Raw genomic sequence first — 25,435 nt, 5'->3', positions numbered from 1 at the left:
GATGAGTCGGCCCGCCTATCACGACAGGGCAAACGTTGTCTGATGCGGTCCTAGATGATCAATTCGACAGTGATCCACCGCTTCAACGACGCGTGCGGGCCCGCGCCCGTAACAAGAAAGGCATCCGCTGGGGCGGACGCCCCATGACGGCGGCGGCCTGATGTCGTTACGCCCTCCTGTCAGCTGAGGATTTCGGCCGCCTTGGTCATCGGCCCGCCTGCGTCACCGGTATTGAGTGTTCCCTCTGGTTCGAACAACAGGATCGCGGTCTCCTCGTATGCCACCGGGCAGTGCTCGACCCCGCGCGGGACCACGAACAACTCGCCGGGTTCCAGCACCACATCGGCATCCCTGAGCTGGATGGTGAGCCGTCCGCTGATGACCAGGAAGAGTTCATCGGTCTCCTCGTGCGTGTGCCAGACGAACTCACCCTTCAGCTTGGCCAGTTTGACCTCGTAGTCGTTGAGCGCAGCCACCTTTTTCTGTGACCACAGCTCGCTGAACTGCGACAGCCTGTCGGCGAGATTGACAGGGACAGCAGACTTGGACATGCGGCATCCTTCCTCAAGACCGGTCAACCGGGAGTGACTCCTCAGCCCCTCCGGCCGGTGTCACGAGCCTGCCGTGCTCGGCTTCCGCCAGTCTTGTACGTTTCTGGCATGAGTGGTGACCGACCCCGCACGACCGTCAGTGCCTGGAGGCCGCAGGTCCCAGGGATCACCGAGGTCTTCCACGCCCACTTCACCGACCACGCATACCCGGCCCACACCCACGACACGTGGGACCTGATGATCCTCGACGACGGCTCCGTGGACTTCGCACTCGACCGTCACCGCCATGGGGCAACCGGCACCGCCAGCGTCCTCCTGCTACCTCCCGGTATCCCCCACGACGGCCGCACGGTCACAGCGTCAGGCTTCCGCAAACGCAACCTCTACCTCGACGACTCCGTACTCCCGCAGCGTCTTGCCGGCCGGGCGGTGGACGCCCCAGTCGTCACCGACGGACTACTGCGCCGTCGAATCCACCAGCTGCACGCCACTCTCGTTCATGCCGAAGACCGGTTCGAAGCAGAGTCCCGCCTCTCGTTCATCACAGAACGCCTCCACTCCCACCTCGAGGCGCTCCAGCCCCGCGCACCGGGGCGTGAGGCAAACCGGCTCGCCGCCGAACTGCGAGAACTCCTGGACGCACGGATACACGTCGGCATATCCCTAGGCGAGGCTGCGGCCATCCTGTATGCCCACCCCACCCACCTGATCCGCTGCTTCAAGCAGACATACGGCCTTCCGCCACACGCCTACCTCACCGGCAAGCGCATCGAGCAGGCACGCCGACTTCTCCTCGACGGCCACCGGCCCGCCGAGGTCGCCACAACCCTGGGATTCCACGACCAAGCCCACCTGAACCGACACTTCACACGCCACGTGGGCATCACCCCCGCGCGCTACCAGCGCACTCGCACCGGTTCGTACCCAACCACCTCTTGAGCCCTCGCATCGGATGCTCGCCTCAAAACGCCCCCAATAGCCTCCGCCTCTGAAAATCAAGCCGGTGAACCTATGCGGTCAGAGCACGTGCTCTGACCGCATAGGTTCACCGGCTTGGGGTCAGGCTGCGTCGGCGAGAGGGCGTCCGCCCCAGCGGATGCCCTTCTCGCTGCGGATGCGGGCGCGTTCCTTGCGTCCGGCGGCGAGGACATCGCGGTGGCGGGCGCTGACGTTGCGCCAGCGCAGGTAGCGGTGCAGTTCGCGGGTCTGGGCGGTGTGGTTTGGGTGATTCGAGTTGGCCAGGGTGAACTGCCGAAGCGGTCCGAAGTGTGCTTCGATCGCGGGCCGCGCGGATCGATCTCAGCGCGGCCAAGGACTGGGCCGAGCCCTTGTGCCGGCGGTTGATACCCCACAGTGTGTCGTCGCCGATGGAGTAGCAGCCGCGGAAGTAGGTGACGCCGTGGGTGCGGTGGCAGGTCGCCGGGATGCGGTCGGGCTTGGTCTGGGCGGCCCAGCAGGAGCCTGCGGCGGGGCGGATTCCCAGCGGGCCGAACTCATCATGCTCAAGCAGACCCTCGGCTGGACGCGGCCACGCCTGCGCGACTCGGCCGCCGCCGACCGCTGGACCTGGCTGGTCCTCGCCGCCCACACCCAGCTCCGCCTCGCCCGTGCCACTCGCCACTGACCTCCGGCGGCCGTGGGAGATCGAGCGCCCACCCTGCACGCCCCGCCGGCCGGCTCGGACCCACGTGGTACTCCGGGTCCGTCGGTCCGCCGCGCCAGTAGCCGCCGGGGTCATAGCCGACCCCGGGCGGGCTGCCCTGCGGCGAGCCAGCCGACGGGGCGGCCGTCGATGACCTCCCAGATGGCAGGAGTATGCGACCCCGGGGGCGGCCCTTCTTGTCGACAGTGGTCATCGTCGCGTATGCGATGTCGCTTATGTACTGGAAGAACTCGCTCTCCACATCGGAGAAGGAGCGCCCTTTCAGCGCCATGGCGCCACCTCCGTCTCTGCGGGACTCATCGCGCCGCCTCTGCCGTCTCGGCACCTTCGGCGGCGGCCGGCGCGACCCGCGTGGCGTCGCCATCCGTCGCACGGGGGCGACCGCGGAGGCCGAACGCGCTGATGAGCGCGGCGAGGGCTGCCGCGATGAGCGGGACGAGCAGGGCGGCGTGGTAGCCGTCGAGCAGGGCCTTGGGGGATCCCCCGTCGCCGGTGGCCGAGACGTTGACGGCGGTGACGGTGGACAGACCGAGGGCGGCGCCGAACTGGAAAAATGTGTAGAGGAGTCCTCCCGCGAGTCCCTGCTCCTCCTCGTCGATGCCCTCGGTGGCGACAAGGGTGAGCGGACCGTAGGCCAGGGAGAACGCCAGGCCGAGGGTGATGAAGCTGGGGAACATCGCCGCATACGTCCAGTCGCCGGCGACCGGCAGGAACAGGGCGTACGACAGCACGGCCAGCACCAGGCCGCCGAAGATGACCCGGACGTTGCCAAAGCGGTTGACGAGTTTGGGGGTGAGGGTGGGTGAGAGCACGGCGTCAATGCCGATCACCAGGAGCGCGAGGCTGGTCTGGACCGTGGACCAGCCTCGCAACTCCCGCAGATAGAGCACGGCGATGAACTGGAAGCCGAAGAAGCCAGCGGAGAACAGCAGCGCGGCGAGGTTGGCGCGCACCAGGGAACCGCTGCGGAAGATCCCCAGCCGCACGAGCGGGGCGGCCGCCCGGCGTTCGGTCAGTACGAAGACGGTGAGGAGCGCGAAGCCCGCGGCGAGGGTACCGAGCGTCTGGCCCACGCCGGCGTGGGCGGCACGTTCGACGGCGAGGATGAGGACCACGATCGCGCCAGTCACGGTGAGCGCCCCGAGCAGATCGACACGCTGCCCGGCGCGGTCGGGCCGCTCGGACTTGGGGATGAGGGCCAGGGCGGCGACCAGGATGAGGAACGACAGGACTACGGGGGCGAAGAACACCCAGCGCCAATCGGCCGAGGCCAGCAGCCCTCCGACGACCAAACCGATGGAGAAACCTCCGGCCGCGGTGCCGGAGTAGACCAAGAGGGCCTTGTCACGCTGTGGCCCCTCCTCGAAGCCGGTCGTGATGATGGACAGCCCGGCCGGAGTCATGAACGCGGCGGCAACCCCCGTGACGAAGCGCGCGACGATGAGCGTCGATCCATCGTCGGCGAACCCGCCCAGGCCGGAGAAGAGCAGGAACACGGTGAGCCAGAACAGAAACATCTGTCGGCGGCCGAACAGGTCCGCCGCTCTTCCGCCCAGCAGCATGAACCCGCCGTAACCCACGACGTACGCGCTCATCACCCACTGCAGCTCACCGGTGGACAGCCCCAGGTCGGCACGGATCGACGGCAGGGCCACATTGAGCATGGCCACATCGATACCTTCCAGGAAGATCGCTCCACACAGTACGAAGAGCACCCCCCAGGCGCGCCCGCTCAGGCGGGCGGCGCCTGGATCCGGCGGAGATGACATGGACGACGTGGACATGGACGGCTCCTTCAAGCAAAAGGGAAGGGGAGAAAAGAGAGAACGAAGGCATCGCAGATGGTTACCGAACCACCTGTCAGTTCCCTCTTGTTACCGTCTCGATCCTGGTGCACCCTGAACGACCATGGAAGAAGGCACTTTGAAGTCACTGAGTCACTGCACGGGAACCGATGACGACCAAGCCCGACAGTGGGACACCCGAGAGGGCTGCGAGGTCCGTCAGATCCTCGACCGCGTGGCCGACAAGTGGTCGCTGCTCGTCATCGCCCTGCTCGACCGCCGCACCCTGCGCTTCACCGAACTGCGGCGCGAGATCGACGGAATCAGCCAGCGCATGCTGACTGTGACACTGCGCCAGCTGGAGCGCGATGGGCTGGTACACCGCACGGTGCACCCCGTCGTCCCGCCGCGCGTGGACTACCAGCTCACCCCGATGGGCTCGACGCTGCACAACACCATCCAGGCGCTCGTCACCTGGACCGAGGACCACCAGGACGAGATCGCCGCCGCGCGCGCCGACTACGACCAGCGCCAGGCCGAGGCTGAGAGCGCGCAGATGGTGATGGACGGGGTCTGAGCCGGGCCCGCCAGCCCCTCGAAGCCGTACCGCCAGCCCTTCGGCGATGAGGCCGAAATGCTCGCGTTCTACGACTTCCCTGCCGAGCAAGTCTGTGAGGGTTTCAGCTCAGTCCCTCCGGCGGTCAGCCGGGTCGCTGGCCGCGTCACTTCTGCCTCGTCGCCGCAGTGACCCGGTCGGCATACGTGCGGTACGGCTAGCGCCCGGCCGAGGTGGAGCCGGCACCGGCTAGTGACCTGAGTCGTAGGTTCGTCGTTGGTTGTTCATGAGTCGTCCGGGTCCGAAGATTCCGCCGTTCTCGGTGACTGATGCCCAGCGGGCCGTGCTGGAGGGTTGGGTGCTTCGTCGCATGACGGCCCAGGCTCTGGCTCAGCGCTCGAGGATCGTGCTGGAGTACGCCGAGGGGCACTCGATCCTGGAGATGTCCCATCGGCTGAATGTTGCCGCGGACACGGTCCGCACCTGGCGGCGGCGGTTCATCGAACGGGACCTGGAGGCCTGTCCGACGAACCGCGGCCGGGCGCGCCGAGTTCTCTATGGCACGAGGAGCCGGAGGTTCAGCTGTTCGCCGAGCGGGACCTGTGGCGCGCCAGGACTTGTCCCCGCCGCCGTGTGGCTCAACCAGCAGTAGGGAGTGCCACGCAGCCATCTCATTTGCGCCGCGACGCTGACCTCGTCCGGTCTTTGTAGTCTGAGCCGGCGTCTGTCGTGTCAGCCACGTTGTCTGCGCGCCCGCAAAGCGGCCCAGTGGCGGAGGCGTTCTGTGATCTGGGCTTCGTAGCCGTTGTGGGTGGGCTGGTAGTACGTCTCGTGGTCCATGTCGTCGGGGAAGTAGTCGGCGCCGGAGAAGCCGTCGGTGGTGTCGGGGTCGTACTGGTAGTCCTTGCCGTAGCCGAGGTCCTTCATCAGCCGGGTCGGGGCGTTGAGGATGTGGGCGGGGGGCATGAGGGAGCCGGTGCGGCGGGCGGCCCGGTGTGCGGCGTTGAAGCCGCGGTAGACGGCGATGGACTTGGGTGCGGTGGCGAGGTAGACGACTGCCTGGGCGATCGCCAGCTCGCCCTCGGGGGAGCCGAGTCGCTCGTACACGTCCCAGGCTGCGAGTGCCTGCTGGACGGCGTGCGGGTCTGCGATGCCGATGTCCTCGTTCGCGAAGCGGACCAGGCGGCGGGCGACGAACAGGGGGTCCTCGCCGCCGTCGAGCATGCGGGCGAGCCAGTGCAGGGCCGCGTCCGGATCGGAGCCGCGCATCGACTTGTGGAGCGCGGAGATCAGGTTGTAGTGGCCCTCCTGTGCCTTGTCGTACAGCGGGGCGCGCTGCTGGATGTGGTGGGCGAGCGCGGTGGTGTCCAGAGGTGTCCTGGTCTCCGGAAGGGCAAGGAGTTGTTCGGCCAGGTTGAGCAGGTAGCGGCCGTCGCCGTCGGCCATCGCGATCAGGGCGCGGCGGGCGTCGTCGTCGAGGGGCAGCCGGTGGTCGGTGAGGTGTTCGGCGCGGTCGAGGAGTGTGGACAGGGCGGCTTCGTCGAGGGGTTTGAGGACGAGGACCTGGGTGCGGGAGAGGAGGGCGCCGTTGAGTTCGAAGCTTGGGTTCTCCGTGGTGGCGCCGATCAGGGTGACCGTGCCGTCCTCGACGTAGGGCAGGAAGCTGTCCTGTTGGGCGCGGTTGAAGCGGTGGATCTCGTCGACGAACAACATGGTGCTCTGGCCTATGGTGCGTCGGTTGCGTGCGGCGGTGAAGAGCTTGCGCAGGTCGGCGACGCCGGAGAAGGTGGCCGACAACAGGACTGGCCATCAACCCGCCGACCCAACCTGTGCGGAGAAGTAGGAAGGCGAGCGGCGTCAACGCCGGAAATGAACGGCCCTCCCCAGCGGGAGGGCCGTGCGCTTGCTGCGTGGCGTGGTGCTGTCAGCCGGCTACGGAGTGCAGTTCGTCGCGTTCGTAGTTCGCCAGGGCGAGCCCGAGCGCGAAGAACGTAGGCGCCCACTCACCGACGAAGATCCCCCACCGGTCAGCGCGGGACACCCCCGACGGCTCCACCTTCATCGACCCGCACCACGACGCGATCGACAGCCCGATCGATGCGAACCCGGCGGCGTAGGCGTGCTCGGACTGCAAGCCCTTGTCATGCAACATCTTGACGATCATGACTCTCCAAGGGATCGGAAGAAGTGGCCTAACCAGGCTCGCCCCGTCACCCCTTCGGCGCATCTCGACAGCCCGGTCCTACTCCGCCAGCAGCCGCCCCGCGATCCCCCGACCCGGTTGCGCGTCTCCCGCACCGCCTCACTGTCATCGGCCAACAACATCAGCAAACGGACCACATCCCGGGCCTCAGGCAGGGCCCAGGTCATGAACGCCAGCTGCTGCGCCGGGCACGCCGTACGGGATCAGCGTCCTCGGCACTCGGAGCGGCGGGTGAGGAGAAACCGCCCGCAACTACCGCCCGTGCGGGGCTGCCACCTGTGTGATGGTGCGATCGGGGGTGCTGCGGGGGCGCTCGGCGCGGGCCAGGACCGTGGCGTTCGGGATCAGCGGCGTGCACGCTTCGCAGACTGCTTCAATGGTTCAGACGCGGCGGATGAGGGGGTCGTGGCGCAGGATCAGCAGGACGGTGCCTGCGCAGTGGGTCTTGGTGTCGGGGTGGGCTTCGCAGCTCTGCGCGCCGCAGTGGCATCGGGCGTTGGGGGCGGAGGGTTGCCGCTTTCGCGTGGGCGGCGGCGTGCCGGGCGGCGAACGCCCGCAGGCACCGGCCGTGCGGGCCTGGCTCGATGCCCACCAGACCGATGCCGCGTCTCCGGCGCTGCACGTCGTGCCGCCCGAAGAGACCGGGATGATTCCCGAGGGAGCAGAACGGCTCCCGGTGCCGCTGACCGAGGAGGAGCTGGAGCGGGTACGCCGGGCTGCCGCCACCGACCAGGTGGCGGCCGTCGAGAAGGAACTGCTGTCTTACCGTGACAGCGAGGAGGGGCGCGACGCCCTGCTTCACAAAGCTCTGGCCGCCGGCCTCCCGGCGCACCGCATCGTCGAACTCTCCGGGGTGGATCCTGCGGCCCTGCCGACCGCACATCGCTCTTGATCGGTCACAAATCGAGGCGTCACCTATGGCGCATGCCGCCTGGCGATCGCCTCCGCCCGCCCCGTCCCCGGGAACAAGGCTAGGTTGGCTGACGTGAGTACGCGGGGGCGGAGTTACCGATACGTCGGACCGGTCGAGCTAAAGGCTGCGGTCCGGCCTGACGGTGGCGGGTGCCGAATCGGCTCGGCGGCTGACTTCGACGGCTGGATCGCTGAGCGATCGGCAGCAGAGCTGACCGAACCGTTCACCTTCGTGGTCGGCACGGATGGTGTGCTTCGGCTGGCGCCGCGGCGATGAGCACGTCGCTTGCGCTGGCGGGAACGTGGTTCTGAGTGCCGGCGAGATCAGCTTCATGCGTGAGGCAGAACGGTGGACCGTGGGCAAGGTCAGCAACCAGTCCACCGTGTTCCCGAGGACGGGGCGGACCGAGGCGATCACCAGGTGGCTGTCCGTATCGATGGTGACCTGCACGTTCGCCGAGAACCGGTAATTACGGGAGGACGCGGCGACGGTACGGCCGCGAGCCAGGGTTCCGTCCACGATCCACAACCGTTCGACGTCCGCGACGGGCCGCGGAGCCGGCTCCAGCGCGAGAAGCGGCCACAGGCGATGGATGACCCGGCAGACGGTGGCCGGGGAGATCCCGTAGAGCGGGGCAAGCCGGCGCATCGTGAGGTTGGTCCGGTAGTAGACGGCCACCGACAGGACCCGGTCCGCCGGCGGCAGGCACCACGGGCGCCCTCGACCGGGACCGTTTCCTCCCGCTCCCTTACTGCCTTCACCAACTTCTCGAAGACGCCGGCCGACCGCCGTCCGTTCGGCACCGACCTTCCACCGGCCTTCGTCGCCCCGTACCGTACGGGGCGACGAAGGAGAGGATCATCATGGCGGGACTGCGCCTGGGCCCACTGCTGAGGTACACCGACGGTTCGTGCGCGACGGTCTGGGTGGAGACGAGCGGCCCCTGCACCGCCGAGGTGCGCTGCGCAGACGGGACGCGGGGCACCGTCGGCACCTTCCTCGTGGCCGGCCACCACTACGCCCTGGTCCCGGTGGAGGGCCTGACCCCCGGCACGTCGACGCCGTACGAGGTACTCCTCGACGGTGCGAGCGTGTGGCCGCCGCCCGACTCGCCCTTCCCGCCCTCGGTGATCGCCACGCCCACTGACGACGACGGCCTGCACGTCGCCTTCGGCTCCTGCCGCTGGGCCGCGCCGCCGGCCGGCGGCAAGGACCCGGTGGGCCCGGACGCCCTGGACACCCTCGCCGCCCGGATGGCGGCCGACCCCGGGGGCGCCCGCCCCGACATCCTGCTGCTGCTCGGCGACCAGGTGTACGCCGACGAGGTGTCCGACGCCACCCGCCGCTGGATCGGCGACCGCCGCGACCTGGACGAACCGCCCGGTGACCAGGTCGCCGACTACGAGGAATACACACGCCTCTACTTCGAGTCCTGGCTCGACCCGGAAGTGCGCTGGCTGCTGTCCACCGTGCCCAGCTGCATGATCTTCGACGACCACGACGTCATCGACGACTGGAACACCTCCGCCGCCTGGCTCAGCGACATGCGGGCCACCGACTGGTGGCAGGAGCGGCTGCTGAGCGGGCTCATGTCGTACTGGGTGTACCAGCAGCTGGGCAACCTCTCCCCGGCCGAGCTGGCCGCCGACCCGCTGTACGCGGCCGTCCGCGAGGCCCCCGACGGCACCGCCGCCCTGCGCGCGTTCGCCACCCGGGCCGACGCCGACGCGGCCTCCGTCCGCTGGAGCTACCGGCGCGACTTCGGCCGCACCCGGCTGCTGATGGTGGACTCCCGCGCGGCCCGCATCCTGGCGGAGGACCGCCGCTCGATGCTCGACCCGGAGGAGGCCGCCTGGGCGCGCGAGCAGATCCTGGACGGGCGGGGCTCGTACGACCACCTGCTGATCGGCACCTCCCTGCCCTGGCTGCTGCCCCACCTGGTGCACGACGTCGAAGCCTGGAACGCCGCGATGTGCGGCGGCGAGCGCGGCGAGCGCTGGGCCGAGCGCGGGGAACGGATTCGACGCGGGGCCGATTTGGAGCACTGGGCCGCCTTCAGCTCCTCCTTCGACGCGCTGGGCGACCTGATCGCCGAGGCCGGTACGGGACCGGAGGCGCCCGCGACGGTGAGCGTGCTGTCGGGCGACGTGCATCACGCCTACATCGCCGAGCCGTCCTGGCCGGGCCGTGCGCCCGACGCGCGGGTGGCCCAGCTGACCTGCTCGCCGGTCCACAACTCCGTGCCGCTCTCGATGCGCCTCGGCTTCCGCTTCGGCTGGAGCGCGCTGGCACGGGCCCTCGGCCGGTGCATCGCCCGGCACGGACGCTGCGCGCCGCCAGCAGTGAGCTGGCGCAGGACCGGCGGCCCCTGGTTCGGCAACCAGATCATGACGCTGACCTTCCGGGGCCGGTCGGCGCGGCTGCGCCTGGAACAGGCCCGGGCGGACCGTGCCGGGACGAGCGCCCTGCGGACGATCACGGACCGGGAACTCGCGTAGCACGGGCAGCGCACCAGACCGGACGGCCCTCACCCAGTCCGGGAATTCACCCCTCGTCAACGGCCGCCCGTCTCGGCTCATGTCCAGTCCAGGAGACGTGCCGCAGACCCAGCGGCGCAGACTCGGGCGCGAGTTGTACAGGGTGTCCAGGCCCATCCCCTTCAGGGGTCCGGACACCAGCTCGCTGGTATGCAGATCGAGGTGACGACCAGGATCTCTCGTACCTCGTCCCGGTTCATCCCGTAGGCACCACGAGGCAACGGGACGTTGCGGCCGTGCAACAGGGATGAACAATGCCGAGGGGCGCCCGAGGTGGCGAAGAGCAGGTCGAGGCATGGGAGCTCCGGCAGGGGCGAGCCAAGGTGCATCCATCCAGGGCCTGAAGGCGGCCTTGGCCAACAGAGTGAACGGGACCGGAGTGTGTCGGTCCGCTAGTCGTGGTCCTGGGCGGCCGCGGCTTCCATGTGCCTGCGCAGGCTCAGGGGGCGCATGTCCGTCCAGACTTCCTTGATGTGCGCCATGCACTCGTCCTTGAGCCCCATCGTGCCCTCCAGCCTCCACCCCGCCGGTACCTCCCTGTTGGCCGGCCAGATGCTGTACTGCTCCTCGGCGTTGATGACGACCGCGTACTTCGTGGTGTCCTCGCTGTCCGACATGACGCCTCACTTTCGCTGGTCAGCCCTGTACCTGCTCAACGCCCGTCTTTCGGACTGGTCACACGGTTACGACCATCTGAGGGACGAAACCGGCCAGCTGGGTCACGAGGCACGTCCAGACTCCGGCTCACGCCGGGCCCCGCAACGGCGCACGTCACCAGCGGGTGCGCCACGGGCCTTCCCCCGTTGTGGTGGACACGCGGTCATGCTCACGCGGCGAGCGTGAGCTTAGCGGTGTGGTGTCACTGTTGCGGCGAGCGCCCTTCGTCGTCGATCCGCTGGTCTCCTACGGGGTGCCCCGTTCCTGGTGGACCCCGCTTGCCGTGGCCAAATTGCTGGGGCGGCGGGGCTGCTGGCCGGCATCGGTGCGCCGGCCATCGGGATCGCCGCGGCAGTGGGCCTGATCCTCTACTTCGCCGGGGCCGTCGTCACCGTCCTGCGCGCCCGCTCCCACAAGACCGTCGCCTTCCCGGTGCTGTACCTGGCGCCCGTCGCAGCCACCCTGGCGGTCTCCTTCTCTTAGGCCGTGTATCGAAAGTAGATCTTGAGCAGTGAATGATCACGGTTCATGGGGCGGGGAGATCTCACGGACGAGCAGTGGGCGGTGCTGGAAGCGCTGTTGCCGAAGGGTGCGAAGGCGGGGCGGCCGGCCGTCTGGTCTCGACGGCAGTTGATCGACGGCATACGGTTCCGGGTCCGGACCGGTGTTCCGTGGCGGGACGTGCCCGTCCAGTACGGTCCATGGAACCGGATCTATGACCTGTTCCGCCGGTGGCAGCGGGACGGCACTTGGCACCGGCTCCTCACCCGACTCCAGTCCTTGGCCGACGCGAAGGGTGCGATCACATGGGACCTGAACGTCGACTCCACGGTCTGCCGTGCCCATCAGCACGCAGCCGGGGCTCGAACACGGGGTGATCTGCAGAAAGAACCACCAGGTGGGGTGTTCGCCGAACCTGAGGATCACGGGCTGGGACGCTCGCGCGGCGGGTTCACCACCAAGCTGCACCTGTCCGTTGAACAGGGGCAAAAGCCCATGTCGATCGTGGTGACGGCAGGGCAGCGCGGGGACTCGCCGCAGTTCGAACCCGTGCTGGAGAAGGTTCGCGTACCCCGCATTGGGCCGGGCCGGCCGCGCGTCCGCCCCGATCGCGTGCGGGCTGACAAGGCGTACGCCTCCCGGAAGAACCGTGCATACCTGCGTCGCCGCGGAATCCGCTGCACCATCCCCAGCAAGGCCGACCAGGCACGTAACCGGAGAAAGCTCGGGTCCCTCGGTGGCCGTCCGCCGCATTTCGACCCCATCGACTACCGCGAGCGTCATGCCGTCGAGTGCGGGATCAATCGCCTGAAGAGGCATCGCGCGGTTGCCACACGCTGCGACAAGCTCGCGGTCCGCTACGAGGCGACTGTGCTGGTCGCGGCGATCGGCGAATGGCTATGAAATGCTCGCGCGTCATCAGACAGGTGTTCCCGACGTCGGGATCGCCCCAGAAAAGAACAGCTTCACCCCGTCTTACCAAATCGCAGTTCACGTAGAGGGACCACACATTGGTCGACGGGGGCTCAGAAGGCCGGCCGTCCGCGGCCGTCGCGGGGGAAGCGACTCCCGCAGGTGAGCCAGTGCGGGCAGCGCTTGCGACATGGTGGTGAGGCGTCGCCACCGGGCCTCGATCTCCAGACGACGGACAACGAAGGTGGCGGGGCAGGGAGCACAGAGTACGGCTGGACAGATCGATCGACGACGGGTAGACAAGCACGCAGGCTCCTGGCGGACACCGGTTCCCCTCGGCGCGGACCCGTCTACCAGGAGCTTCGGCATGTTGCACAGCAGCCCAACTCCGAGACGTTGAACTCAGGTTGCAAAAGGGCTGATCCATAAAGATCTTGAAGGTGGGGGACTGTGAGCGTCAAGCTCTTCTTTCTCGGTGTGGGCCTTATGATACTCGCAGGCATTTTCTTCTTCTTCGCTCTTGGCTACTTCGACGCCCCTAGGGAAGAGCGACGGAATGGTGTAGTCGCTATGTGGTTCTGCCTGGGATTGGCCAGTCTGGGATCTTCTCTCTATGTGATCTCCATAACCTGAGTTCGAGATTCCCCGGCAGCATGTGCCGTCTCTGTCGAGGGACTCGTCTACGTGGTTCCTTGCGCAGGTCCCCTGTTCGTGGGTGACCGTATGCCATGGCAACTTTCACGTCGGTCAGGGGCTGACGACGGGTGAGGATCCGGTCCAGCTACCGTCCCGCTGCCACCGGCGGGACCGGTCGTAGTACCGGCCCCACGGAACGCCGGTCCGGACCCGAAACCGAATGCTGTCGATCAACTGCCGCCGCGGCCAGATCATTGGCCGCCCCTCCCCTTGGTCGCGCGTGCAATCACCTAGCCCCATGAACCGTGATAATTCACTGCTCAAGATCTACTTTCGATACACGCCCTAGCAGCACTTCGTTACTTCGAGTGATGGGGGCTGATGACGGGGTCCGGCGTGGCCTAGCCAATGCCGGACCACGTTCCTGATGGTTCCATGGCCTGCTCACACGCCCACGGCGGCCTCAAGGCTGCCGTGGGCGGTTGCCGGCGGACCAGGGCGCAATGTGGTTCACCGGGCTTCCGTGCGGGCGGATCGTTCGCCCGGAGGTTTAACCCAGCTCAACCTCCCTTTACACATGCGGTGTTGTTCCCGAGTGCGCCCGGGTGCCAGCGTGAAGGCATTCCATCTCCCCGCTCAACAGGAGTGACACATGCCCGTACGTGAACAGGTGAGCTTCGTCGGCGCCAAGGGCAAGCTCGCAGGCAATCTCTATCTGCCCGACGCCGATGCGGCCGCGGCGGCGGCAGGCGTACTGGTCGCCTGTACCTGGACCTCGGTCAAGGAGCAGATGGCCAACCGCTACACACAGGAACTGGCCGCGCGCGGCATGCGGCGCTGTCGTTCGACTTCACCGGGTACGGCGAGTCCGAGGGCGCGCCGCGTGATTACGAGTCGCCTGCGTTGAAGGTTGGTGATCTGGGCGCCGCGGCCGACTTCCTCGCCGACCATCCGGCAGTCGCCGACGGGACACTTGGAGTCCGCCGGCACAGTGAGCGCGGTGTGGAAGCGGCGGGCGCCGTCCGGGATCGCGGCAGTGCGACAGCACCAGTGCCCCGTCACTCGTGAGCTTGATCGTGACCTGGCTATCAGTCATACACACCCCTACGGCTCGGCCCGCCCTACACCGCACGAACCTACGAGCGAAGACCTCGCTCACCTACCGGATCGCCGAGCACGCGGCCAGACAGACCGTGGCCCGGGTGGCCTGCGGGCCGGGGACACCGCCCAGCAGAGGGGCGCCTCGGTCGGCGCCGCGCCCCGCGCACAGCAGTCCGGGGACGATCAAGCAGCCGGGACGGTACGCAACACGCTCACGTCCGTACCACCCGCCCGCGAGCCGGCCGCCGTACGGTGCGCACCGTACGAGTTGGCTTCTGTCGTAGACCCGCGCCGGGTGCGGCTTTCCCTGTTCGAATGACCCGTTGGGGAACGCACGATCTCCTTCACGCGATGACACGTTCGATTCACACAAGAACGCTCTGGCCAGAATCATTTGAACATATGGTGTAGTGCGAACCTAGCCCTGCTCTTCTGTCGCCTCGCCCGACACATCACGTCGCACGGGCGGGTGCCTGCCCTCACGGCCAAAGGCCATCTCGAGGACGCCGATAGTGCCGACGCATCAGTTCCCAAGGGATCGCCGCGCCGCCCCAACGCACGCCGACCAGGACTCGGCCGCATCGATGCCGTCCGCCGGCTTCGCCAGTCGCCCGGGGGTGCGGATGACGGCGGCCCAAATCCCGGCCACGTTGCACGGCGCGGCAGTGACGGCCCGTCGCCTTTACGGACGCGGCTTGCTGGCGATGGCCAATGCCGGACCGAACACGAACGGTTCGCAGTTCTTCGTCGTCTACGATGACTCCGCCCTGCGTCCGGACTACACGGTGTTCGGCACGGTAGGCGCCGCCGGTCTGAAGACGCTCGACAAAATCGCCGCCGGCGGAATCGAGCCGACCGCGCAGGACCCGGCGCCTGTCGGCGGCACGCCCCTGCTGAGGTCCAAACTGCGCACCGTCCGCCCCTCCTGCCGACTCTCATGAACCGTGCCCCGTGTCACCGAGAGGTCCGGTTGGGGGCCCGGCCCCACGTTGACGCGGGGCGGCCGCTGCCGATACGTGTATTCCTCAGCGCCTTCGAGCGGCGCCCCTCGGGGCCCGCTTCGCCGCGGCCGGCCCCCAGGCGGACGGACTGACCTGAGGTTCCCGTCATTCGGGAGGGCCGACGGCTGGGACGGCCCCTTCGTCCGGCGTGCCCGGGGGCGGCTCAGACCGGCACCGGCCGGGCGGTGTCAGTAGGTGTAGAAGCCCTGTCCGGTCTTGACGCCGAGGTTGCCCGCGTCGACGTACATCTTCAGCATCTCGCGTGGGCCCACGGGCAATGCCGGGTTCTCGGCGGCATAGTGGTTTTCGATGTCGAGGACGACGTCCAGCCCGACCTGGTCCATCATCCGGAACGGACCGGCCGGGACGCCCATGTTGATCTTCCACATCGCGTCGACGTCCTGCGGGTTGGAGACCCCTTCCGCCACCACCTGCAGCGCCTCGCGCTTGATCGCGGCCCAGATGCGGTTGAAGATGAACCCGGTCGACTCCTTGCGCGCTTCGAAGGGGAACACACCGTAGCGCGGGAGTTCCGCCTTGAGGAAGTCCATGATCTTCGGGTCAGTCCGCCCGTCGGACATCAGGTCGACCGCATTCTGTGCCGGCGGCATGTAGAAATGGATGTTCAGTACCCGTTCGGGGTGCGTCACCTGGTCGATGAACTCGCGTGACGCGTACGAGGACGAGTTGCTCGCCAGGATCGCGTCCGCAGGTGCCACGCGGTCGATTTGGCCGAAAATCTCCCGCTTGAGGTCAAGGTGCTCGGGCACCGCCTCCACCACCAGCCAGACGTCCGCGAGCGCCTCGGCCAGGTCACCGGTGACGGCGACGCGGCCCGGCGCTCCGCCCTCGACCCGTCCGGCGACCTCGGCGATGTGCTGGCCGACGTACTCGCGTGCGGCTTCGCCGGCTGCCTCGGACTTATCGTAGATGCGCACCAGGCCGCCTCGGTCGGCGAACATCAGAGCGATCCGGCGTCCTAGGGTTCCTGCGCCGATCACCGCGACGGGCCGGTCCTGGACCGGAGTGGGGAGTGTGAATGCCATGGGTTTAGCTCCGATTCTTCTCTCGCGCTCGTATCAGCCAGCGACCGCGGCAATGCCTGTGATGTGTGTGCCGAGGTCGGCCAGCAGGTGCTTTTTGGGCATGTGGCCCATGTGACTAGGGCGTTGGGGCAGCGGCACGGTGTAGATGTGTCCGACGAGGTCGGACACATAGGCAGTGCCGGCCTCCGGGTCCACAGCCAGGCCGATGGCCTCGTCGAAGCCTTCAGCGAGGATCTCCGGGTCACTTCCGCGCTCGCCGGGGGCGGGCAGTGGCGCCCGGTTCAAGGTGTTGCCGTTGGGCGGTGCGCCGCGGTCGGTCCAGTACAGGAGGCCATCGACGATCTCCAGGTCGATGGGCTCCGGCAGCTTTTCCCACAGAACCTCGATGTCGGTGCGGTTCTCGGCGCTCTGGCCGACAACCCGATCCAGGGGGGCGCGCAGGATCCGGCCGGTTCCGCCCTTCGCCGGCCCCTTTTGGGTCCAGTAGAGGTAGCCAGCGGTGTTCACAGCCACACCGATGCACTGGTTGTCGATCCCGGGCGGATTGACCACCAGGTCCTCGCGGTCGCTGCCGTCCGGACGAGCGCGGGTGACGCGGTGGCCCTCGCGGTCACCCCAGTACAACCGACCGTCGGCCATGGCGAGTTGCTTACCGGTGGTGACTTCGCCGGGGGCGGTGAGGTCACGGCGGTCGGTGCCGTCGACCCGGATCGAGTGGACGCCGCCATTGCGGGCGCTGTAGTCCAGTGCGGCTTCACCGGTCAGGCCGGGTCGGACCGACGGGGTGCCCATTGTTGTCCAGTACGCCACTCCGTCGGCGATCTGCACGCCGTCCGGATTAGGCCCCGTGTCCGCGTATACGCGCTCGACGCGGCCGTCGGCGAGGTCGACGGTGAAGATGCTGTCGGTCGAGACGCCGAGCGCGATCAACTTTCGAAACATGCTGTGTTCTCCGGTTCTCCGAGGTCGTGCTTCATGCCTGGGTCTCGGCCTGGGCCCGCGCGTCGCTGGCCGCGAGTGCCTCGGTGACGGCCCGGGTGCGGCGGTCGCGGCGGCGCGTGTTCGCCCCGTACGCCGCCGGGCCGGTGCCGTAGGCGGCGTCGACGGCCTCGACGACCGGGCCGTAGGCGTTGGGGACGGGCGCGCCGAGGTCGAAGGTCATCTGCGCTCCGACGTGCTCGACCAGGTGCCGCATCCCGGTGGGACCGCCACCGAGCTGCATGCTCTCGAACGGGCCGACGGTGGCCCAGCGGAGCCCGAGCGATGCCTTGACCAGGTCGTCGAGGTCAGCTGGGTCGATCACGCCTTGCTGCACGAGGTAGATGGCCTGGTCGTTGAAGGCCCGCTGGAGGCGATTGCCGACGAAGCCCGGGATCTCCTTCTTCAGCCGGATCGGTAGTCGGTCCAGTTCGCGGTAGACCTCGACCGCACGGCCCACGGCCCAGGGCTCGGTGTCCGGTGACGGCACGACCTCGACGAGCGGGATCAGCTGCGGTGGGTTGAATGGGTGTCCGATCAGGACGCGACCGGACGCCGGATTTCCCTCGGCGAACGCCGAAGCCGGCAGCGAGGACGAGGAGGAGGCGAGAACGACGTCGTCGGCTGTGGCGGCGGCCAGCGTGGCAAACATGTCCCGTTTCAACTCGGGCGACTCCGGGCCGCTCTCCTGCACGAAGCCGGCGCCGGCTGCCGCCTCGGTGAGGTCGGAGAACGCGGTGACAGGCAGTCCGGCCAGGTCACGCTGAACGATCTCGTCCAGATCCGGGCGCGGGTCGCTGATCCTGACCTGCCACCCGGCCTCGGCGAACAGGCGCGCCCAGGAGACGCCGATGAGACCAGCTCCGACAATGGTCGCGACACGCATGCGAACTCACCCCACAAGAAGATGAAGAACAACCAGCGCGGACGCACCGGCCGTCAGCCCACCCACCAGTACATATCGGCGTGGAGGCGGCAATGCGACTGAGTGAACGGAGGCGAGGCCGGCCCCGCACAGCGGCGGGCTGTTTCTGATCTCCAGTGGACACCCGATGGGGAAGAACCGTCCAATATATAATAAGGTACTGGATAATATGATCGACAATATCAACCTCTCCCGGCGGCTGCTGGAGCAGTTCCTGGTGGTGGCCCAGGAGAAGCACTTCGGCCGCGCCGCCGAGCGGCTCGGCATGCGCCAGCCGCCGCTGAGCCAGTCGATCCAGCGCCTGGAGCGGGCGGTGGGCGCCCGCCTGTTGGACCGCGGCCCGAACGGCGTGCGGCTGACCCCGGCGGGGGAATCCTTCGCCGCCGACGCCCGGCGGATGCTCGATCTACAGAGCGCCTCGGTCGCCCGGGCGAGGCGGATCTCCGCCGGTCTGGAGGGCGACGTCCGGATCGGCTATGTGAGTCTGATGAGCCAGCTCTATCTGCCCACCATGCTCCGGACGGCGGCCGAGCAACTGCCCGGACTGCGCGTACACCTCCAGCACGGCTCGTCGGCGGGCGTCGCCGACCGGGTCCGCATCGGCACCCTCGACCTCGGCTTCGTGCGCGATCCGCGCCGGCTCGCCGACGATCTCGTCAGCCGGGTCATCACCACTGAGCCCATCGCCGCCGCTGTCCCACACGACCACCGCCTCGCCGAGTGCGTCGACGGGATCGAGCTGGCGGAACTGGCGCAGGAGGACTTCGTACTGCCCGACCCGGCCGCCCTCCCCGTACTCGCCGAGCAGGTCCGACACGCCTGCTGGCAGGCCGGGTTCACCCCACGGGCGGTAGCCACCGCCGACGACCTCACCGGCCTGTTCAGCTATGTCGCCGCCGGCCTGTGCGTCAGCCTGGCCCCGGTAGAGCTGCGGCACCTGACCAGCGGCGGCGTCACCCTGCTCCCCCTGCGCGGCGGGAACGGCTACCTGGACACCGCCGTCTACGCAATCCACCGCTCCGACGCCGACCCGACGGTGACCCGCCTCCTCGAACTGATCACCGCGCTGCGACCGCGGAGCCCGTGATTCCGGGAGCGGAGTCGCCGTAGGGGTTGGTCAGGGTGCGGTGCCACTCCCCTGCGCTGAGGTCGCGCGGCAACAACGGTCCCTTCGGGGGCCACATCCACACGCTGGCCTACGTCCACATCGGTCGAGATCGGAGCCTCCCTCTGAGTGGACGTCAAGTTCGCCCCCCAAGTGGTCAACCCGGTTGCGCGAATCCGGTTGCGGGATGCAGCCTTTGCCCTCGTCTGCGGGGCTGTGGCGGACGACCTCGACCTCGGTGTCCAGCGGGGCACCGTGGAGGAGAGCACCTCGTCCTCGAAGCCCCGGTCCACCAGGGCCTTCTCCAGACGGATTCCGCACCGCCCATCCGCCGGATCGATCAGGGCGGTGCCGGCCGCTTTGTCATGGACTGAGGCAGCCGGCACCACGACACCGATGATCAGCCCCAGAACATCGACGGCCAGTCCCCGCTTGCGTCCCGACACCTTCTTGTCGGGTCCAGTCCCGTCGCGGCTTCGGGACACCCGCGGCAGCGCGGACGGACTGGGTGCCGATGATCACCAGGCGATCCGGTGACCGCCTGGGCGCTCGCCCCCGCGCAGCCGTCAGTCCAGGCGTACGACTTGGCCGCTGCGGCGTGCACGTTCCGCCGCCCAGACCACCAGGTGCGACCGCAGGGCCTCGTCCGGGCCTGTATTCACCAGTTCCCGGTCGTCACTGGCGACCGCTGCCAGGAAGGCGCGGATCAGCTCGTCGTCCGCGCCGCCGTGTCCGTCCGCCGCCGACGCCCCACCCTCGGGGTCGAAGTCGAAGACCTCGCGGGTGTCGGTGAGGAAATCGTGAAGGGTGAGCGTACGGCCGTCGCCGTCGAGCGAGCCGTGGGTGCCGAACACTCGGGTCTTACGGAAATCGAGGCCGGTGAAGGCGGTCATGGTGAAGGAGGCGGTGGCGCCGCCCTCGTACTGTAGGTTCACGACCTGGTGGTCCACGACGTCGTTGCGCCCGTTGTAGACGCACTCGCCATACGGCCCGTCCTCCAGCGCCTTCGTCAGTCCGAAGCTCGTCACGTCGTCGGTGAGAACGCCGAGCGGCCACTGTTCGAAGACGGGGTCGCCAAGGAAACGCTCGTAGATGCGCGGGGCCGAGTAGACGCAGGTTCGTTCGACGGGGCAGGCCACACAGCGGTCACCCGCGCCCTCGGGCTTGTTCTCCGGGCGGAAGTGGAAGAGGCTGCCGAAGGACGAGACGTTCTCCACCGGTTTGCCCACCACATGGCCGAGCCAGTCGATGTCGTGGCACGACTTGGCGAGCAGCATGGACGACGACTCTGCCTCGACGCTCCACTTGCCGCGCACGTAGGAGTGCGCCTGGTGCCACCAGCCGACGGGTTCGAGGTGCTCGACGCTGACGACGTCACCGATCCGGCCGCTGTCGATGAGCTGCTTGAGCTTGACCGAGTACGGCGTGTAGCGCAGGACGTGGCACACCGCCAGCAGGATGTCGTTGCGCGTGGCCGCGGCGACGATGCGGCGGGCGTCCTCCTCCGAGGGTGCCATCGGTTTCTCCAGCAGCAGGGCGTAGCCGAGGTCGGCCAGTGCCACGGCCGGTTCGACGTGCATGCGATCGGGGGTGGCGACGATCGCGGCGTCGGCTAGTCGGGGCCGGGAGGCGAGTTCGGCCCAGTCGGTGAAGACCCGGTCGTACGGCAGCGCGAACTCGCCCGCGAGGGCTTGGCGGCGTACGGGGTCGGGGTCGGCGACGGCCGTGACGACGGCAGCGCCCTGGTTGGCGGCGATGCGGGCGTAAGAGGCCCCTCGGGCCCCCGCTCCGACGATCGCAAGGGTGACGGTCACGTGCGCAATCCCTTACTTGACGGCACCCTGGAGGATGCCCTTGATGAAGTGGCGTTGGAACAAGAGGTAGACCAGCACGATCGGCGCGATCACGATGAAGGTGCCGGCCGACAGCAGCGGAATGTTCTTGCCGTACTGCTGGACGAATTTGCCGAGGCCGGAGGGGGCCGTGCGCATCGCCGGGTCCTGAATGAGCACCAGGGCCAGCAGAAACTGGTTCCACGCCCACATGAAGTAGAGGAGGCCCAGGGTGGTGAGCGCCGGGACGGCAGTCGGCAGGAGAACGCGGGTGAGGGTGCGCCAACTGTTCGCGCCGTCCACGGCGGCGGCCTCCAGCAGTTCCTTCGGCAGCGATTCGAAGTGTGTACGCATCCAGAAGACGCCGAAGGGCATGAATAGTCCCACCAGCGGCAGGATCACGGCCCAGTAGGTGTTCAGCAGACCGGCCGAGTCCAGGTCGTAGTAGAGGGGGATGACGATGGCCTCGTACGGCAGGGCGAGTCCGAGCATCAGAAGGGCGAACAGCGGCCCCTTGGCCTTCAGCCGCATGGTGGCCAGGCCGTAGCCGGCGAGGGTCGCGAGGACGAGGGCGATCGGGACGACGCCGAGCGCGATGACGGCGCTCGACTTCAGTAGCGAGCCGAATCCGGCGGTGGTCCATGCGGTGGCGAAGTTCCCCCACTGCGGGTCGGACGGCCAGGACAGGCCCGGTGAGAGGTTGCTCTGCGGCTGGAGCGCCGCGGTGAACAGGGCGAGGAAGGGGAACAGTACGGCTGCGGCGGCGACGGTGAGTGCCAGCCTGGGCAGTTGCTTGGTCATCGGGAGGACTCCAGTGAAATGCGCGGCATGCGTCAGCGCTCCCGCGACAGCCTGTTGAGGCCGTACATGGCGGCACAGGTGATGAGGGACAGCACCGTGGCCAGGGCGCAGGCGGTGCCGACCCGGCCGGCGGTGAAGACGAGTTGGTAGACCTGGACGCCGGGGACCATGGTGGAGTAGCCGGGCCCGCCGCCGGTCATGACGTACACGACGTCGAATCCGGCGAGGGCGGAGATGACGGTGACGTTGCAGGCGACGCCGATCTCCTTGCGGAGGCCTGGGACGGTGATGTGCCAGAACTCGCGCAGTCTGCCGCAGCCGTCCAACCGGGCGGCCTCGTAGAGGGAGGGCTCGATCTTGCCGATGCCAGCCAGCAGGAGCAGGAAGCACAGTCCGGTGGAGACCCAGGTGCCGATCAGGCCGACGGCCGGGAAGGCGTAGGTGAAGTCGCCCAGCCAGGCGCGGGCGAGGGAGCCGAGGCCGACGGCACGCAGCATCTGGTTGAGTGGGCCGTCCTCGCCGTAGATCCACTTCCAGACGACGCCCACTGCGACGAGCGGCAGGATCTGCGGGAGGAAGATGATGGTGCGGATCACCGGCATGGCCCGCCAGGGGACGGCCGAGGTCACGGCGGCCAGGATCAGGCCGAGGATGACGGGGACGACCGTGTAGAAGACGATGAAGCCGAAGGCGTGCGTCAGGGCGGCGCGCAGGGCGGGTTCCTCGAACACCGCGGTGTAGTTGGAGAGTCCGGCCCAGGTGGCGGCGCCGATGCCGTTCCAGTTCCAGAACGAGATCCAGAAGCTGTGCAGCCAGGGCGCGATAACGAAGAGTGCGTAGAAGACCAGAGCGGGGGCCACGTATAGCAGCGGCACGAACCGGCCCTTGCGGTGCGGGGCGGCGACCGCCCCGCGCCGGGCCTCGGCCGAAGCCGCCGGCCGCTCGGTGCGCACGAGTGTGTCAGCCATGCGTCTTGGTCCACTCGTCCTGGATCGCCTTGACGAAGCCGTCGGTGTCGGTGCGGTTCGCGAGGAGTTCCTGCGTGGTGGCGGTGAGCTTGTCATTCATCGTCGCGGTGGCGTTGTTGTTGAAGCCGACGAGACCGTTGTCCTCGTTGACCCTCCCCCACGCCGTCACGATGTCCTTCATCACGGTGCCGTCCTGCGGCTTGGCGGCGGTGAGGTCGGCGGGCATGAAGCCGGCCCTGAACTCGGCGGCCGAGGCCTCGGGCGAGTGCAGGAAGTCCAGGAAGAAGGCGGCGGCGTCGGCGTTCTTGCTCTTCGAGGAGATGGCGTACGCGACGGAGGTGCCGATCGCGGTGGCCTTCGGCGACGGGAAGGCGATGAATCCCGCGTCCTTGCCCAGCTTGTCGCCGATCTTCTCGGCGTCCCAGTTGCCGTCGACGAAGTAGACGCCCCGGCCCTTGGTGAACTTGTCGACGGCCGTCTGCAGATCGGTGCCGTTGGCGCTGCCCGGCAGGTAGCCCTTCTTCTTCCAGGCGGTGAGCCTGTCGGCGGCGGTGCGGTTGCCCGGGGTGTCGAAGGTGGCGCCCTTCTGGCCGAAGGTCCACTGCGCGGCCTTCTCGGCACCGTCCGCCGACTGGCCGATGAGCTGGATCGCAAAGGAGGCGTGGCCCTGCTGGTTGCCGAGCTGGAGCGGGAGCTCACCGGCCTTCTTCGCCTTGGCGAGGGCGTCTTCGAACTCCTCCAGGGTGGCCGGCGGGGTGGTGATACCGGCCTTGGCCGCCTTCGCCTTGTTGTAGTAGACGCCCACGAGGGAGAAGCCGGCGGGGGCCGCGTACAGGCCGCCGGTGCCGAGCGTGCTGCCGTCCTCGGCGACCCGCCACTGGTTGAGCTGCGTGCTCGGATACGTCTTGTCCCAGTCGTACGCCTTAGCGTACCGGGAGAGGTCGAGGACCAGGCCGTCCTTGACTGTCGTACCGACCGAGTTGAGCAGGGCGATGTCGGGCGCCTGGTCGGAGGCGAGGGACAGGTTCAGCGCCTTGTTGTAGTCGTCAACGCTGTTGTCCTCGTATTCGATCGTGACCTGGGGGTACTTCACCTCGAAGGCCTTGATGACCGACTTGACCGCCGCTCCCGACTCGGGCGTGGAGACCAGCTTGAGCGTGACCTTCTCGTCGGTCACGCCCTTCTTGACCGGGCCCGAAGGCTCCGCTCCCGACGCCTCCTTCGATGCGCCGGGCGCGCAGGCGGTCCCGCACAACGCCACCAGGACTGCTCCTGCCAGAACTCTGCTGATCTTCATCGACGCTGCTCTCCTGTGACACGTGGGAAGGAATCGCTGGTGTGGCAGGATGGCGACCTGCAGGTGCCAGCCAGCTAGTTTCGAAGGAAACTTTTCTTCGAAAGAATCGGTTACGCCTCTGCGCCCGTCAAGACGCCAGGGGGCAGCTATGCCGTTCCGTAACCTGGAATGTACGCAGCAAGTGGGGGACATGAAGAACTCGGACGTCCTGCCGGGCGGCGACCAGAGCGCCCTGCGCCACCTCAACACCAGTCGGATCCTGCAACTGCTGTACGACGGACCACCGCTGACCACCAATGCGATCGCCCAGGTCACCGCCCTGTCGCGTCCCACGGTGCGCGGCATCGTCACCGCCCTCGTGGCGGACGGCCGCCTCACCCTCGACGGCCAGGACGCGACGCGCACCGGCGGCAGGCCCGCGCAGCGCTACGCGTTCGACTTCGACGCCGGGCGCCTGGCCGGGATCCACATCGACTCCGACGGCATCTCCGTACGGATCACCGATCTCGGGGGAACCCTGCTGGCCGAGGCCCACCGGCCCACCCTCGCCGCGCTCGACCCGGACGAGCGCGTGCGGGAGGCCGCCGATCTGGTGCGCGAGCACCTTGCCGCGGACGGCCCGTCGCTGTGGGCGGCGGGCGTCGGGACGCCTGGGATCGTGGACGCGCGCGGGTCCGTGCGGTTGAGCGTGGCCATCCACCAGTGGTCGGGCGTGCACCTCTCCGCGCAGCTCCACGAGTTGCTGCGGTGCCCCGTCGTGGCGATGAAGGACACCAACCTGGCCGTCCTGGCCGAGCACCGGATCGGCGCAGCTCGCGGCACCTCCGATGTGCTGTACGTCCACCTGGACAACCGGCTCGGCGTGGGAATCCTGGTCGACGGCACGCCGTTCACCGGGCGCACGGGGGCGGCGGGCGAGATCGGCAGGCATCCGCGCCTGGGCTGGGCGGACACCCCCGCCAAGCTCAGTGGCGGCTCCGTCGCCGCCCTGCCCGACGCCGGAGAGGCCGGCTTGGTGTTCACCCGGGCCCGGCACGGGGATCCTGCCGCCAAGGCCACAGTCGACAGCTACGCCCGGGCGGTGGCGGACGGCATCGGCGCGATGGTCCTCGCAGTCGACCCGCAGCTGATCGTGCTCGGCGGGGCACTGGCCGGGGCCGGGCCCGCGGTCCTGGAAGCGGTGCGGGAGCAACTCAACGGCATCTGCTACGAGGCTCCGCCCCTGACGCTGGGCGCACTGACTGCGGGTGCGGTGGCCGTCGGCGGCGTGGAAGCCGCCCGGGACCTGGTGCGCGGACGGCTGTCCGTGGCGGAGCAAGTGGCGAACTGACGCTCACACGGCTGTTGACAGAGGGCGGACCTGACGGCACATTACGCAGGAAACTTTCTTACGTAAGTGCACGGCTGCATGGCTATGTCGTCCCGTGGTCGCCACGACAGCCGATGCCTCCTGAACTCTGCCTCGAAG

The 25,435-nt window shown here is 68.3% G+C and carries 25 protein-coding genes and 4 pseudogenes; 14 read left to right on the top strand and 15 right to left on the bottom strand.

What is annotated here, in order from left to right; all coding sequences use genetic code 11:
* Positions 1-179 precede the first annotated feature (179 nt).
* Positions 180-551, bottom strand: coding sequence for a cupin domain-containing protein (locus tag BLW14_RS32405; RefSeq protein ID WP_093710588.1), 372 nt, complete (start codon positions 549-551; stop codon positions 180-182).
* 108 nt (positions 552-659) lie between these two features.
* Here BLW14_RS32405 and BLW14_RS32400 point away from each other — a divergent pair, with 108 nt between their 5' ends.
* Positions 660-1,490: a helix-turn-helix transcriptional regulator gene (locus BLW14_RS32400; RefSeq protein ID WP_093710587.1), complete on the top strand. Its 831-nt coding sequence runs from the start codon at positions 660-662 to the stop codon at positions 1,488-1,490.
* A 120-nt stretch (positions 1,491-1,610) separates the two neighbouring features.
* On the opposite strand, the pseudogene BLW14_RS35545 reads toward BLW14_RS32400, so the two are convergent.
* Positions 1,611-2,049 (bottom strand): annotated as a pseudogene (locus BLW14_RS35545) (IS630 family transposase); the annotation flags it as partial.
* Here BLW14_RS35545 and BLW14_RS35540 point away from each other — a divergent pair.
* Positions 2,050-2,233, top strand: a pseudogene (locus BLW14_RS35540) (transposase); the annotation flags it as partial.
* Positions 2,234-2,510: 277 nt separating this feature from the next.
* Here the strand turns inward: BLW14_RS35540 and BLW14_RS32390 are convergent.
* Entirely contained in the window at positions 2,511-3,998 is a 1,488-nt protein-coding gene (locus BLW14_RS32390; protein ID WP_093710586.1) for an MFS transporter, read from the bottom strand.
* Between the two features lie 124 nt (positions 3,999-4,122).
* Between BLW14_RS32390 and BLW14_RS32385 the strand changes: the two genes are divergently transcribed.
* Positions 4,123-4,575, top strand: a complete 453-nt coding sequence (locus tag BLW14_RS32385) for a winged helix-turn-helix transcriptional regulator (protein ID WP_093710585.1) — start codon at positions 4,123-4,125, stop codon at positions 4,573-4,575.
* A 265-nt stretch (positions 4,576-4,840) separates the two neighbouring features.
* Positions 4,841-5,206: a helix-turn-helix domain-containing protein gene (locus tag BLW14_RS35860; protein ID WP_371128140.1), complete on the top strand. Its 366-nt coding sequence runs from the start codon at positions 4,841-4,843 to the stop codon at positions 5,204-5,206.
* 80 nt (positions 5,207-5,286) lie between these two features.
* Here the strand turns inward: BLW14_RS35860 and BLW14_RS32375 are convergent, their stop codons facing one another.
* Complete coding sequence (locus BLW14_RS32375) at positions 5,287-6,351, bottom strand: replication-associated recombination protein A (RefSeq protein WP_256332967.1); 1,065 nt, start codon at positions 6,349-6,351, stop codon at positions 5,287-5,289.
* A 127-nt stretch (positions 6,352-6,478) separates the two neighbouring features.
* Positions 6,479-6,718, bottom strand: a complete 240-nt coding sequence (locus BLW14_RS32370) for a hypothetical protein (protein WP_093710584.1) — start codon at positions 6,716-6,718, stop codon at positions 6,479-6,481.
* Between the two features lie 562 nt (positions 6,719-7,280).
* Here BLW14_RS32370 and BLW14_RS32365 point away from each other — a divergent pair.
* A complete protein-coding gene (locus BLW14_RS32365) occupies positions 7,281-7,649 on the top strand; it encodes a DUF6003 family protein (protein ID WP_256332966.1) in 369 nt (122 codons plus the stop codon).
* Between the two features lie 93 nt (positions 7,650-7,742).
* Positions 7,743-8,106, top strand: a pseudogene (locus BLW14_RS35530) (hypothetical protein); the annotation flags it as partial.
* Here the strand turns inward: BLW14_RS35530 and BLW14_RS32355 are convergent.
* A pseudogene (locus BLW14_RS32355) lies at positions 8,046-8,473 on the bottom strand (transposase family protein); the annotation flags it as partial. The pseudogenes BLW14_RS35530 and BLW14_RS32355 sit on opposite strands and share 61 nt — an antisense overlap.
* A gap of 60 nt (positions 8,474-8,533) precedes the next feature.
* On the opposite strand from BLW14_RS32355, the gene BLW14_RS32350 reads away from it, so the two are divergent.
* The gene (locus BLW14_RS32350; protein ID WP_093710583.1) at positions 8,534-10,168 is read left to right on the top strand and encodes an alkaline phosphatase D family protein; all 1,635 of its coding nucleotides are present in this window, start codon (positions 8,534-8,536) and stop codon (positions 10,166-10,168) included.
* 431 nt (positions 10,169-10,599) lie between these two features.
* Here the strand turns inward: BLW14_RS32350 and BLW14_RS32345 are convergent, their stop codons facing one another.
* Positions 10,600-10,824 carry an MbtH family protein gene (locus tag BLW14_RS32345; protein ID WP_093710582.1) on the bottom strand — a complete coding sequence of 75 codons (225 nt, stop codon included), beginning with the start codon at positions 10,822-10,824 and terminating at the stop codon, positions 10,600-10,602.
* A 307-nt stretch (positions 10,825-11,131) separates the two neighbouring features.
* Between BLW14_RS32345 and BLW14_RS35855 the strand changes: the two genes are divergently transcribed.
* From BLW14_RS35855 to BLW14_RS35640, 5 genes are all read left to right on the top strand, one after another.
* Positions 11,132-11,347, top strand: a complete 216-nt coding sequence (locus tag BLW14_RS35855; RefSeq protein ID WP_371128108.1) for a DoxX family protein — start codon at positions 11,132-11,134, stop codon at positions 11,345-11,347.
* Between the two features lie 45 nt (positions 11,348-11,392).
* Complete coding sequence (locus BLW14_RS32335; RefSeq protein ID WP_093710581.1) at positions 11,393-12,268, top strand: IS5 family transposase; 876 nt, start codon at positions 11,393-11,395, stop codon at positions 12,266-12,268.
* 459 nt (positions 12,269-12,727) lie between these two features.
* Entirely contained in the window at positions 12,728-12,910 is a 183-nt protein-coding gene (locus BLW14_RS34720; RefSeq protein WP_177154185.1) for a hypothetical protein, read from the top strand.
* A 655-nt stretch (positions 12,911-13,565) separates the two neighbouring features.
* On the top strand, positions 13,566-13,820 hold the full coding sequence (locus tag BLW14_RS32325; protein ID WP_256332965.1) for an alpha/beta hydrolase family protein: 255 nt from the start codon (positions 13,566-13,568) through the stop codon (positions 13,818-13,820).
* A gap of 706 nt (positions 13,821-14,526) precedes the next feature.
* Positions 14,527-14,955 (top strand): peptidylprolyl isomerase, encoded by a 429-nt coding sequence (locus tag BLW14_RS35640; protein ID WP_305616435.1) that lies wholly within the window; start codon positions 14,527-14,529, stop codon positions 14,953-14,955.
* Between the two features lie 248 nt (positions 14,956-15,203).
* On the opposite strand, the gene BLW14_RS32315 is transcribed toward BLW14_RS35640, so the two are convergent.
* The 3 genes from BLW14_RS32315 to BLW14_RS32305 are packed head-to-tail and all read right to left on the bottom strand — an operon-like array spanning position 15,204 to position 17,925.
* A complete protein-coding gene (locus tag BLW14_RS32315) occupies positions 15,204-16,061 on the bottom strand; it encodes a 3-hydroxyacyl-CoA dehydrogenase family protein (protein ID WP_093710580.1) in 858 nt (285 codons plus the stop codon).
* 33 nt (positions 16,062-16,094) lie between these two features.
* Positions 16,095-16,991: an SMP-30/gluconolactonase/LRE family protein gene (locus BLW14_RS32310; RefSeq protein ID WP_256332964.1), complete on the bottom strand. Its 897-nt coding sequence runs from the start codon at positions 16,989-16,991 to the stop codon at positions 16,095-16,097.
* A 43-nt stretch (positions 16,992-17,034) separates the two neighbouring features.
* Complete coding sequence (locus BLW14_RS32305; RefSeq protein WP_093710578.1) at positions 17,035-17,925, bottom strand: 3-hydroxyacyl-CoA dehydrogenase NAD-binding domain-containing protein; 891 nt, start codon at positions 17,923-17,925, stop codon at positions 17,035-17,037.
* Positions 17,926-18,133: 208 nt separating this feature from the next.
* Here BLW14_RS32305 and BLW14_RS32300 point away from each other — a divergent pair, with 208 nt between their 5' ends.
* Complete coding sequence (locus BLW14_RS32300; protein WP_177154184.1) at positions 18,134-19,051, top strand: LysR family transcriptional regulator; 918 nt, start codon at positions 18,134-18,136, stop codon at positions 19,049-19,051.
* Here BLW14_RS32300 and BLW14_RS34160 read toward each other — a convergent pair.
* From BLW14_RS34160 to BLW14_RS32280, 5 genes are all read right to left on the bottom strand, one after another.
* On the bottom strand, positions 18,967-19,554 hold the full coding sequence (locus BLW14_RS34160) for a transposase (protein WP_371128107.1): 588 nt from the start codon (positions 19,552-19,554) through the stop codon (positions 18,967-18,969). The two genes, BLW14_RS32300 and BLW14_RS34160, sit on opposite strands and share 85 nt — an antisense overlap.
* Before the next feature lie 81 nt (positions 19,555-19,635).
* The gene (locus BLW14_RS32295) at positions 19,636-20,883 is read right to left on the bottom strand and encodes a Gfo/Idh/MocA family protein (protein ID WP_093710577.1); all 1,248 of its coding nucleotides are present in this window, start codon (positions 20,881-20,883) and stop codon (positions 19,636-19,638) included.
* Positions 20,884-20,895: 12 nt separating this feature from the next.
* Positions 20,896-21,702: a carbohydrate ABC transporter permease gene (locus tag BLW14_RS32290; RefSeq protein ID WP_093710576.1), complete on the bottom strand. Its 807-nt coding sequence runs from the start codon at positions 21,700-21,702 to the stop codon at positions 20,896-20,898.
* Positions 21,703-21,734: 32 nt separating this feature from the next.
* Positions 21,735-22,670 (bottom strand): carbohydrate ABC transporter permease, encoded by a 936-nt coding sequence (locus tag BLW14_RS32285; protein ID WP_093710575.1) that lies wholly within the window; start codon positions 22,668-22,670, stop codon positions 21,735-21,737.
* A complete protein-coding gene (locus BLW14_RS32280) occupies positions 22,663-23,967 on the bottom strand; it encodes an ABC transporter substrate-binding protein (protein WP_177154182.1) in 1,305 nt (434 codons plus the stop codon). Before BLW14_RS32280 ends, BLW14_RS32285 begins: the two co-directional genes overlap by 8 nt.
* Positions 23,968-24,157: 190 nt before the next feature.
* Between BLW14_RS32280 and BLW14_RS34310 the strand changes: the two genes are divergently transcribed.
* Entirely contained in the window at positions 24,158-25,297 is a 1,140-nt protein-coding gene (locus BLW14_RS34310; protein WP_177154181.1) for an ROK family transcriptional regulator, read from the top strand.
* The last annotated feature ends 138 nt before the right edge of the window (positions 25,298-25,435 follow it).

It is taken from the genome of Streptomyces sp. 2131.1, assembly GCF_900105515.1.
GTDB lineage: Bacteria > Actinomycetota > Actinomycetes > Streptomycetales > Streptomycetaceae > Streptomyces > Streptomyces drozdowiczii.
Note: the sequence above shows the minus strand (reverse complement) of the source record. Positions and strands in the feature narration are given on the sequence as shown.